Annotated in this window: 9 protein-coding genes; 2 read left to right on the top strand and 7 right to left on the bottom strand. The window is 56.0% G+C overall.

Features of this window, described 5'->3' with window-relative positions:
• Positions 1–202: 202 nt before the first annotated feature.
• The 3 genes from BXP70_RS24715 to BXP70_RS24705 form a co-directional block, all read right to left on the bottom strand.
• Positions 203–1345: a chemotaxis protein CheB gene (locus tag BXP70_RS24715; RefSeq protein WP_245849744.1), complete on the bottom strand. Its 1143-nt coding sequence runs from the start codon at positions 1343–1345 to the stop codon at positions 203–205.
• A 356-nt stretch (positions 1346–1701) separates the two neighbouring features.
• Positions 1702–2184, bottom strand: coding sequence for a sensor histidine kinase (locus BXP70_RS24710; RefSeq protein WP_179197827.1), 483 nt, complete (start codon positions 2182–2184; stop codon positions 1702–1704).
• Positions 2185–2196: 12 nt separating this feature from the next.
• A complete protein-coding gene (locus tag BXP70_RS24705) occupies positions 2197–2667 on the bottom strand; it encodes a PAS domain S-box protein (protein ID WP_086596803.1) in 471 nt (156 codons plus the stop codon).
• A gap of 534 nt (positions 2668–3201) precedes the next feature.
• Between BXP70_RS24705 and BXP70_RS24700 the strand changes: the two genes are divergently transcribed.
• Positions 3202–3564 carry a hypothetical protein gene (locus BXP70_RS24700; protein ID WP_086596802.1) on the top strand — a complete coding sequence of 121 codons (363 nt, stop codon included), beginning with the start codon at positions 3202–3204 and terminating at the stop codon, positions 3562–3564.
• A 159-nt stretch (positions 3565–3723) separates the two neighbouring features.
• On the opposite strand, the gene BXP70_RS24695 is transcribed toward BXP70_RS24700, so the two are convergent.
• The 4 genes from BXP70_RS24695 to BXP70_RS24680 all read right to left on the bottom strand — a co-directional run bounded on the left by BXP70_RS24695 (position 3724) and on the right by BXP70_RS24680 (position 7593).
• On the bottom strand, positions 3724–5097 hold the full coding sequence (locus BXP70_RS24695) for a DUF418 domain-containing protein (protein ID WP_086596801.1): 1374 nt from the start codon (positions 5095–5097) through the stop codon (positions 3724–3726).
• Positions 5098–5104: 7 nt separating this feature from the next.
• Complete coding sequence (locus BXP70_RS24690) at positions 5105–6499, bottom strand: tetratricopeptide repeat protein (protein ID WP_086596800.1); 1395 nt, start codon at positions 6497–6499, stop codon at positions 5105–5107.
• A 3-nt stretch (positions 6500–6502) separates the two neighbouring features.
• The gene (locus BXP70_RS24685; protein WP_086596799.1) at positions 6503–6715 is read right to left on the bottom strand and encodes a hypothetical protein; all 213 of its coding nucleotides are present in this window, start codon (positions 6713–6715) and stop codon (positions 6503–6505) included.
• A gap of 518 nt (positions 6716–7233) precedes the next feature.
• Positions 7234–7593, bottom strand: a complete 360-nt coding sequence (locus tag BXP70_RS24680; RefSeq protein WP_143436668.1) for a hypothetical protein — start codon at positions 7591–7593, stop codon at positions 7234–7236.
• Positions 7594–8047: 454 nt separating this feature from the next.
• Between BXP70_RS24680 and BXP70_RS24675 the strand changes: the two genes are divergently transcribed.
• Positions 8048–11032, top strand: coding sequence for a hybrid sensor histidine kinase/response regulator transcription factor (locus BXP70_RS24675; protein ID WP_179197826.1), 2985 nt, complete (start codon positions 8048–8050; stop codon positions 11030–11032).
• Positions 11033–11111: the final 79 nt, after the last annotated feature.

Below are 11111 nucleotides of genomic sequence, written 5' to 3'. Positions count from 1 at the left end.
AAACACGTAAAAATGTGAGGCATAGTGAGCCGGCATAGCCTACCACTGTAGCTTGTGCAGTTCGCTGTGCACAAGTAGAGAAGCTTCCAGTGGCAATGGATAGCACAACAGGCCACTTCGACGGCCGCTAACGTTCAAACGACGATCGCGCTCATGTATTTAGCTAAGTAGTACCCGCACCTGCGGACCGGAATGCTAAGTGTCACGCGCCACCCTCTTCTTCAGCTTGTTTTCGGATGCTGGTCGTGGTCAAGTGCTCATGATTAAAAACAGCTTGACGTACCATTTCTGCTCGGCCTTCTGCTTCTTTCGCCTTTTGGAAAAACATAGCGGCCAGCTTGGGTTGGTTTTTTTCGGCGTAGTGGTCGCCCAGGTTGTTGAGCAACATCATACTTTCTTCCACTCCTCGGATGGCACTCCATAACGTGTCTTCCACGTTGGCGGTAATGGTAGTGAGCAGGGTGTCCGCCGAGTATGCATGCCCGGTATGGCACCGGTAGCGGATGATCTCGCCATCGGTAATGGCCGACAAGACGCCATGACATTCCGGACAAGCATAGGGCGTTAGCTCGCCCAAAGCGAATACCCCCTGCTCGAGAGCTGGGTCCTGCGCCGCAATGCGCATTTCAGTGGCTGTCTTTTTCTGCTCTTCCATCGCAACGTCTCGCGCTGAGGTAACGGTGGTAACCGTTTCGGCCGTCAATCTAACCAGTAGGGGTGCCATTTCGGCAATGGGCACCCGGTAATCTACCGCCACTGCAGCGAGGGCGCTTTCAGGCATCGAGGGTACTTCGGCGTCGGCCGGCTCCTGCACGATGGCTATGCCTCCTCGGCTTTTGATGGTCCACAAGCCGGCTGTGCCATCATCTAAGGCGCCGGATAAGACAATGCCAATGACCCGGGGACCATAGCTATAGGCAGCGGAACGAAACAAAGGATCAACAGCGGGCCGAAAACGATTTTCTTTCGGTCCTCGGGTAACGCGTATGCTGCCGTTATCCACCAGCAAGTGCTTGTCAGGTGGAGCTACGTAAATATGGTTATTAATAATCGGTTCGTTATCAAGCGCATTAGTGGCCCATATTCTTTTTTGTCGGTTGATCACCTGCGGTAAGATACCCATTACGTCCGGCGACATGTGCCAGACGATAAAAATAGCAGCGTTAAGATCGGCCGGTAGGGCAGCAACCAGTTGTTTAATAGCCTCAAAACCTCCTGCTGAAGCGCCAATAACAATGATATTTCTTGTTTCCACTATCAGGATGTTATAACAGGTCGATAAATTACATTTAGTAACGGAGTTCTGCCCATTTGCTAGACCGCGTGAAAGCCGGAAATCAGGCATGCCGAGATGTACGTTTCGCGGCTGCCATCACCTGACTAGGGGCAAGCTGTTATACGCTTGTCCCCTAGGTTCGATTTTTCCTGCGTCTCCACCAGCAATGGAAATCGAGTTTAGTTGATTGAACGCAGGCATGAGTATTCGCGAGAAGAGCCTGGTTTCAAGTGAATGAGAGTGGACTCTGTACCGGATATCCGCTTGGCTCTTCCTGAGAAAGAACCTGCTTAAAGCAGCTGAGTGTGTTACTAGCAGGTTGCATCCATCACTGGCTATGGACAAACAGACCTATATGTTCTGCACCTACCCTGAAGGGTAGGCACGACCCGGCAAGCGAGGTTCTCGCCGAGTTGGAGCACTGCTCAGGGTAGTTCCAGGAAGAAGGTAGTACCATGCTGCTCGCGACTTTCCAGCCAGATCTGTCCTCCATGCAGCTCCACAATCTGCTTGGCAATGAACAGCCCGAGGCCCGTAGTGGGTTCGCCCTGTAGGCCCGTGCGGCGGCTGGGGTTGAACTTGTCGAAGAGCTGCGCGTGCAACTGGCTGGGAATGCCGATGCCCGTGTCCTGCACCCGGATACGCGCCCGACCGTCGTGCCACTGCAAGCCGAGGGTAATCGTGCCGCCGGCGGGGGTAAACTTGAGCGCGTTGCTGAGCAGATTGTCCAGCACTCGGGCAAACTTCTCGGGCTGCAAGGCCGCGTACACGCTTTCCGCCGGCAGGTCGAGGGCCAAGGTGATGCCCTCGTCCTGCGCCACGAGGCGGTGCACGGGCAGGCGCTCGGTGAGATACGTGTTCAGCTCGGTGGGCACTTTGCGCAACCCGTGCTCGTCCAAATCTCCCACGAATAGGATGTCCTATAGCAGCCCGTTGGCATGGGCACACGCGCGCTGGATCAGCGTCAGATAATGCAGCATTTCCGCTGGGGGCGAGCCTTCTCCGTGCCGGCCGGCAACTTCGCGCTGAAGCAGGTCGCCCAGCAGCTGAATCTGGGCAATCGGCGCCTTCACATCGTGCGTGGCCAGGTGCAGGATCGTTTCTTGCGCGTCGTAGAGGCGTTGCAGCTTCGTCTCAAGCGCTTTCCGAACGGAGATATCTTCTAACACGGTATAGCCGAGCTCTCTGTTTTCGTCGGGAAACAGCACGGAGGTGACCTGACACCAGAAGGAAGAACCATCAGCGCGCACCAGGCACGTTTTCAACGTGAAATGGGGCATCTTGTGCTTCCACAACTGCTGTTGCAACTCGTGCCAATCGGCGCGAAAGTGCGGGTGGGCAAACTCCAGGATGCGGTGCCCGAGTAGCTCGTTGCCAGTGTCGGCCTGCATCGGTTGTTAGGGCTACATTAAAGCCCGACTGGCTCAAGGCTAGGATAGTATCACCGGCAAGGGGTATCAAGTCATAAATAGCAGGATCCATCGCTGCTAGCTGGTGCACTCGTTTGGTTTTTGTGCTCGAATCAGCTGATGAGGTAACCGCTTGTTCTTCCTTGTTGCGTATTTGATTACAGGCACTTAGTACGACAACTATTGTCAGGAGAAGCGTCCACCAACTGAACATAAACGGGAGTAAGGAAGAGCAAATAGGAAGACTGAGGGTGCGCAGTTATAATAGCTTGCGTTATATTACTTTGCCTTAGAAAGGTACTAATATGAGCGCTACTACAACAAAGCTTATATGTACAACTATTCCAAGGCTTGTCCGGGAAGGACTATTATATTTAGGGATTATTCCGTGACAACATAATGATTGATAGACGACACATATTGTGATAAAGTCCTATTATACTAGTTAAAAGTGTGGCACTACTATTTCTGTGAGTATATCATACGTTACTGAGTTGTGGCCACTAATAATTGGCAATGAACACTATACAATTTATCGGAGCTTACGGGTATAACCGCCCTCAAACGCTAACGCAGTGTGTGCAGCAGGTAGTCGCCTTTCTAGTGGAGTTAAATCAGCATAATGCGCAACTCTATGGCAACTGGTTTGAAAAGGCACACAGCAAGAAAGCCGCTTTGTTGAAGCCCGTGTCGCTAGACTATGCCTCTATCCTCAAGGCATTCACCCAAAGTACAAGTGAAACGAGCTTTCCAGAAACGCGGCTCTGGCAGCACTTGCGCCCGCTCAGTCTGCCAAAACAGGTGCGGCCCCTGCGTGTGAAATTGGAACACAAAGCCATCCAAGGCATTGGGCGTCAGCGCGTGCTCCATGGGGTATGACTCGTCAGGAAATGTTTCCACCAGCCAGTACCGGTCCACATAAGGGCGCAAAGCGGGCGATGGCACGAATTCCTGAAAAGTCATAGTCGGGGGCCCATACGCCTCAAAGTGATCGAGGTGACGGCGTGACTGTTCTTGTCCTTCCCCGCAAAATTCTTTTCATGGCTTTAAGTAGGTATAGCCCTTGGTTGTTGATAAACTTTCCAACCGCCGTAGCGGCTGCCGCTGCCAATACGTGAGGCTGCGCCACACCCATTCTAGCGGCCCGATCTGGTAGTAGCGCAGCCACAGGGAGCTTCCCAGCAGTTGCACCGCCCAGATGGCGCCCACCACGTAAAAAAGTTGGTGGTAGGCTAGGCGGCCGAAGTAACCTAGCCCGTACCCGAAGAAGATTAGTGTGCACAGCACCGTTTGCAGAATGTAGTTGGTGAGGGCCAGGCGCCCCACTGCAGCCAGCAAGCGCTGCACGCCGACTAGCACACCTGACCGCACGAGCAAAATCAATCCGCTGGCGTGACCCAGCAACAGCAGTAGCCGCTGCACGGGATAAGAATACAGGCTCACATTAACCGGGTGCGCTTCCATAAACGCCACCGAGAAGGGAAAGCCGTGGTGCCAGGTATAAAGTGCCGCCGGTAGCCCCAGACCGTAGCCCACCACCAAAAGCCCCCAATAGAAGTGGACTGACCACTCGCCCGTGAGGAAGCCCCACTTTAGCAGAGCCATCCCCAACAGCATCAAACTCAAGGCATCCCAGATGAACACCAGTACCAGCTGGGTTTGCCCCTGCACCATGTGCGGACGCAGCCAGGCGGCCACTGTCATGTAGCTCCCGCGCATGGTGCGCACATAGGCGGCCGTTTGTTGCGGACCGGGGGCCGACTCGCTTTCGGTTTCGAGCCAGGCCTGGCGGGCGGTGTGCTGGGCAGGCGTCAGGGGCCGGTGCTGCTGCTCAGCTTTGACAACGGCTAAGTACTCTAGCCGCTGGGTTCGTAAGTGCTCATAATACAGTGAAAAAGCGGTCATGTTCAGCCCGCTGCACAGCAGAGCGGCTACCAGCAGGTAGGCAGGCTTGAGCTTGCGAAACCAGAACAGCACTAGCCCGCAGATGCCATACAGGTACAGAATGTCGCCTTCCCAGAGCAGCACGTGGGCGTGTAGCAGGCCCAAGACAATCAGCCAGCCCATGCGCCGGTAGTAGAGACCTATGACTGGCCGGCCGGTGCGCGCTTTTTGCGTGACAAACAGCACCACGCCCGCCCCGAAAAGTAGCGAGAACAAGGCCCGCATTTTGCCCTCAAACAGCACGGCCACCACGTGCAGCACCTTATAATCAAGGCTGTCGGAGCTAGGTAGGGTGTGTAGGGGAGCCGAGATGTTGTCGGGTAGGGCGAACAGCGGAATGTTCATGAGCAGAATGCCTAGCAGTGCCACGCCACGCAGCACATCGAGCGTGGTGATGCGCTCGGGAGCCTGCACCGGGGCCGGCGCGGTAAGCGGTAGTTGGTCGGGAGCGTAGGTAGAAGTAGTCATGGAGAGCCTAGAAAGAAGTTAGACTAGAATGAAAATCACCGGCGCTTTTCAAGGGGCAGCCCGTGGATATCCGTTTATTTGTTAGCCGTTGCAACACGACTTTCGCGTTGGCATTATGCGGGTTCAGTTCGAGCGACTTCGCGTAGTATCGCCGGGCTAGCGCTGGCTGATTATCTTTCAAGTAAGCTTCCTCCCAGCTGTCATAAGCATTGGCCGATAAGGGGTACGAATCGACATTAAGGCCAAAAACAAGGATGGCATCCCGTATTCGATTAGCATCCAACAAGTCGTAGCCTATCTCATTCAAATCAGTTTCCGAGAACTTGTAGCGCGGGTCACCCTTCTTTTTAAGATCCGTAAATTTCCGGGCAGCTGTGGCTATCCCTTCCCGGTTGATAGTCTGGCGGAACCAGGTAGCGGCTGACAGCTTGCTGGCGATTAGATTGGCCGTTTTCAGCAACGCAGTCAAAGAGTCCTGTGGCAAAAACGTTCTGTCACCATTGCCAGCTGCGGCGTTGATGCCGGTTAGCCAACGGGTGCGCAGTACCTGCGGCGAAACTTGAGTAAGGGTGGCTAGCTTCTGCTGCTCAGCTGGATATGCTCCTATCACGTTCAGCAAAGTGGCAATGCCGTAACGAGCCACCAGAAACTTATTGAAGGAGCAGGAACACGTGTAGAAGGTAGGGGCGCAAAGAGCACGCTGGTTGCCTGATGGGGCTAGCTCTGGGAGTTCACTCAGCGAACCGATGTAGGACAGGATGTAGGCTGCTTTGTCGGAGCGCAACAGGCGCAAGCAGGCTTTATCGACCTGCTCGATCGTACCTGCCCGGAACAAATCAAACTTGGAGAGCTGGTTAGCCGCCGCTACCTGAAGCGCAATAAATTCGGCCGCGCCTTCACTCAGCCACAACGGGGACTCATCCTCACTGAGTAGCGGCTTGGGCTTCTGTTGTCTAACTGGCGCCAGCAGCTCGTGATTAGCTTCGTGCAGCCAAGGTGCCATGCCGCGCCGGATTCGCCAGTACGGAACAAACGTTACGGCTTCCCCGCTAGCGTGTGACACAAATAGTTCGGGAACGAAATAGAAGGTCACTGGCTGCCGCTGCTGCAATTTTTGCCACGGCAGGGGGGCCTTGATGTAGTCTTTGACCGCCTGTATTCCCAGCGCCAGCGTATCGGTAAGGCCCTGCATACGCACACTGCTGAGCGAGTCTTTCGGAAACCAGGCCGTCACTCCGCCGGCCGTACGCTGCACCCCGTGCCGGTGTAGGTAGCCCATCCGGGCCGTATCAGCATCCGAGGGGGCAATAGTGGGGTTGGATTGCAGCGCCCCTTGGACTTGCGCAACGGCTTTTACCCCGAACAGCAAGGCCAATACGAAAAGCAAGTAGCTGTTTTTCATGGTTTAGAGCTGAATACAGGTAACTTGAATAGCTTTTAGAAGAAGTGCGTGGCCAGGTTGCTCAGTCCGTTCCATGCGACGCGTAGGCAGGTGACCTAGGGCTAGGCTAATAGCTAGATGTGTGGTGGTTTGCACCGCGTTCAGGTTGAGCTGACCCGTTAGGCCCAGCGCGCGAAAGGCTACGACAAAGCCCTGCACTTGCAGCAGCACGCCCACGGTGGTCTGGTACTTATGCTCCCGGCTAGGTGTAAAAGAAGCTTCCCGCTTGGTAGGTGTGCACCCGCATTAGTCCCAGGCCCGCCGAAATCGTGACCACCGTGGCCTAGCCTGCGAAAACCTTTCCGCCTAAGACGTAATATGAACTCGCGCTGGCTTTCTCGCCGCTGCTGAAATCCAGCAAGCCACTGTTGCTGTCGTAGCTGTAGCCGGCTGACGCTAACCACTGCCGCCGGAGCTCCACATGTCTAGTTAGGGTACTACCCATTACATTGCCTAGGCTACTGGGACCTGCGCCTCCATCCAACCAAGAATAACGGTACTTCGCCGGCTTGCTAGATGTTTGCCCTCAGCACGCGCCACACACGCCGATGAGTAATGAGGTGCCACTGGCGCAAGCCCAGAATGGTAAGCAGGTTGTTCGCATCATCCCAAGAGTTCAATAGGAAGCGGGTGACCGAGTGTAGAACCTTGCGCAAACCAAGGCGGAGCCGCACCTGCGCCCGCAGTTAGCTTCGTTAGAGCGCTTTCTGTCGGGCAGGTTCCGCTGAAGCTGCAGCACTCTCGAGGGTAGCAAGCCGCCGGCTGAGCAGCTCCACTTGGGTTTGCAGAAGACCGAGGCTGAATTCTAAAGCTAGGTTTTCTTGGCTCAGCTGCTCTAGTTGCTGTTGCGGCGAGAGCGGAGCCGCCGCCGCTATTACTTCGCTCGTCTGGACGGAGGGACTATTGAGGCGCCGGTAGTCAAAAGCGGGTGCCATCGGGGTAGCCAGATCAAAGTCGAAGCAGCCAGTGGCACTAGTTGGAACTTGCGCGTGCATTGGCGAGACCGTAGCCAGCAGCAGCGCACCAGTCAGCAAAAGGGTTGATGAGTATTTCATAGTGTTTGTAAGTGGTTGATTGAATTGTTGCAAAGGAAGCTTACCCCGGGCCTGAAGGCATTCGAGGACGTTGCAAAGGCGTGTTAGCCTTTTGCAGAAGTCTCTGCTGGTGTTGCAAAGTCCTCTGCGTATGTTGCAATAGGAACTTTTACTGGTGGCAGCAGTCTATTTTCATTCCGTCGGACTCGTAACGCTGCTGGCTTTGCAGCGGGCGCAATCTTAAAATGTCGGCGCCCGCAGTGTTCCGTCTTCGTTACAGTGTTCCACCTTCTGCCAGTTTTTAATCCTATCTGTTCGGCGGGGGTAAACAGCACAAGTAATAGAAGGTTAAACTCATTATATTAGCTCATTAACAAGGTGTTATCATTGCTATTCAACGCACGGTAGGTGCCCGCTGACGAAAAGGAAGCCGGCTATCGAAGCCCGTAGGTGACGTATTCTTCCCGCTATGCTCATGAAAATACGACGCATTACTTGCTTGCTAGGCGGGCTGCTAAGCTGGGCGCTGACGAGCAGGAGTCAGGACTTGAACGTCGTCCCTCTCCAGGTGACGCAAGTCGAATCCGACACAATGCAGCGCCTAGGCCGAGGAAACAGCTGGCGCTACCAACCCGGCCAGCCACCGGGTTGGGCCAGTCTCACCACCGACGACCATACGTGGCCGCTGGAGAGTGCAGCTTTTTCCTTTGGGGAAGGCCCGCCGGGGTGGCGCGGTACGGGCTGCTTTCGCATCCGCTTCACACTGGATTCGGCGCTGGTGAACCGCCCATTAGGCTTGCGCATCCTACAAGATGGAGGTTCGGAGGTGTACTTGGATGGGCACTGGTTGGGCGGCTACGGAAAGGTGGGGGCGTCGGCGGCTACCACGCAGCATGAGCGGGTCCGCTTCCAGCCCCTCGTGTTTATGTGCACGACGGCGGGCCCTCATTTGCTGGCCATCCGTTACGCTAAATTCGATCCGTGGCCACCGCCCTACGGAGGCTTTTCACTACGAGTTGCAACCGCCGAGCGGCTCATTGCCGCAAGCGTAGCGCAGGTGCGGCTTGGCGATATCAATTTCATTGCTGTTACGGGTACGGCGGTGCTAGCGCTGCTACACTTTTTTCTTTATCTATTTTATCCACCGCGACGGGCTAATCTGTATTTCAGCCTTTACATGGCCTCGGCTTCGGCTACGGGCCTGCTGGTATACCTGCGGTGGGTGGCGACCGGTATGCAGGCGCATTGGCGGGCTGAACTCGGCTTTACAATCGGCTCGTTGTTGGGTGGCATGCTGCTGCTGACCTTTGTGTATTCGGTCTGTCGAATTACGCTCTCAAGACCCTGGCTGACCGGAGTAGGACTAGCTCAGGCCTGCTTACTAGCCGCATGGTTAATGCGGCCAGAGTGGAACCTGACGCCGGTAGCACTTGGCCTGAGCTTGGTGCTATGGCTGGATATGTTCCGGGTGATAGCCCAGGCGATGCGGCAGCACCAACCCGGTATCTGGCTGGTAGCACTCGGCACATTTGGCGCATTACTAGTGCCCTTTATTGCCAATGGCGTGTGGAGGAGTGGCCCGTTTGATGTGGCCCAACAGCTTATGCTACAATCGTGCTTGCTGTTGCTGCCCATTTGCATGTCGGTGTATCTGGCACGTGAGTTTGCCGCTACTCGCCGCGACCTGGAAGCGCAGTTGCGGCAGGTGGCCCAGCTCTCGGCCCAGACCCTAGCTCAACAAGCAGAGAAGCATCAACTCATCAGCGCCCAGAATGAACGCCTAGAAGCTACTGTGCAGGAGCGCACGGAAGAAATCAGCCAGCAAAACCACATCTTAGCGGCCCAGCGCGATGAGATATCAGTCCAAGCAGACCGCCTGCGGGTGCTCGACCAAGAGAAGACCCGCTTTTTCACCAACATCACCCACGAGTTTCGCACGCCGCTCACGCTCTTGCTAGGGCCAGCTGCCCAGATTGCCGCCGACACCCAGGAGCCTGCCACTCGCCAGCAGGCCACGCTGATGCAGGGCAACGCCCGGCGCCTATTGCATCTGGTCAACCAGCTGCTCGACTTGAGCCGCCTCGAAGCAGGCCAGCAGGCCTTGCATGCCACTCCTGGCGACTTGGTCGGCTTTGTGCGGGGCTTGGTGGGCTCGTTCGAGCCCCTAGCCCAGCAGCGCGGTATTGCCTATTTGTTTACGGCCGAGCCGGCCGAGTTGTGGGGGTGTTTCGACGCCGACAAGCTAGAAAAAGTGGTGGTGAACCTGCTCTCGAATGCCTTTAAGTTCACGCCTAGCGTCGGCGAAATTATGGTCCGGCTGCACGCGGCGCCTTCGGTTCCGGGTACGCCGACGTGGGTGGAACTGACCGTGCACGACACGGGCCGCGGCATTGCGGCAGCCCACCTGCCGCACGTTTTCGACCGGTTCTACCAGGCAGACGCTTCCACTACCCGCGAGCACGAAGGAACTGGCATTGGCTTAGCCCTGACCAAGGAACTAGTGGAACTACATAGCGGCACTATTACCCTTACCAGTGAGCTCGGCTGCGGCACCACCGCTGTTGTACGCTTCCCATTGCTACTCGCAGCAGAAACCGCAGCGGCTATACCCAACGAACCCGCCGGCGTTTATGCTGCGGCGGCCATTTCGCAGTTAAATGCCAGCGCGGCTTCCAGCGCGGCTTCGGCCGCGCTGGAAGCTCCCTTGGTTTTGTTGATTGAGGATAATAGTGATGTGCGAGCCTACGTCGGCACGATACTCGGCAAGGAATACCAACTACTCGCAGCCAAAGACGGCGAGGAAGGGGTGGCCCTCGCCCGTGAGCACCTGCCCGAGCTTGTGCTCACCGATGCCATGATGCCCCGTCTCGATGGCTACGGCGTGTGCCAGCAACTGAAGCACGACGAGCGCACCAGCCATATTCCTATCGTATTACTCACGGCTAAGGCTGACCTGCCTAGCAAGCTGCAGGGCTTGGCTACCGGCGCTGATGCCTACCTTACAAAACCTTTTGACCGTGACGAACTCCTCGCTCAAATACGCAATCTCCTTTACGGCCGTCGGTTGTTACAGGAGACGTACCGCCAGAGCCTAGCTAGTCCGCCTCAACCTGGCTCACCCACGATGGAGCAGGTGTTTTTGGCCCGGGTACGGCAAGCGGTAGAAAGCGCCCTAGACGACGAAAACTTAGACGTAGAGACCCTAGCCCGCGAGCTGGCCCTGAGCCGCACTCAGCTGCACCGCAAACTAAAAGCGCTCATTGGTCAGGCGCCCGGCGACTTCATCCGGTTGGTACGGCTCCAACGCGCTCATGAGCTGCTGGTAAGTGGAGCCGTCACCGTCGCCGAAGCAGCCTACCAAGTGGGCTACGGGAACCCGAATAATTTCTCCACCAGCTTCGCGCGTCATTTTGGCTACGCGCCGAGTGAGGCCCGGCAGCGTCACGTGGCAGTCAAGTGAGGTTGTGGCCGTTATTAGTTCTAACTATTACTATTGTAGCAGTCTAACCTGGCGCCTTCGCTTGCTACGTACCCTATGA

Origin of the sequence: Hymenobacter crusticola, from assembly GCF_002154225.1 — a bacterium.
Lineage (GTDB): Bacteria > Bacteroidota > Bacteroidia > Cytophagales > Hymenobacteraceae > Hymenobacter > Hymenobacter crusticola.
Note: the sequence above shows the minus strand (reverse complement) of the source record. Positions and strands in the feature narration are given on the sequence as shown.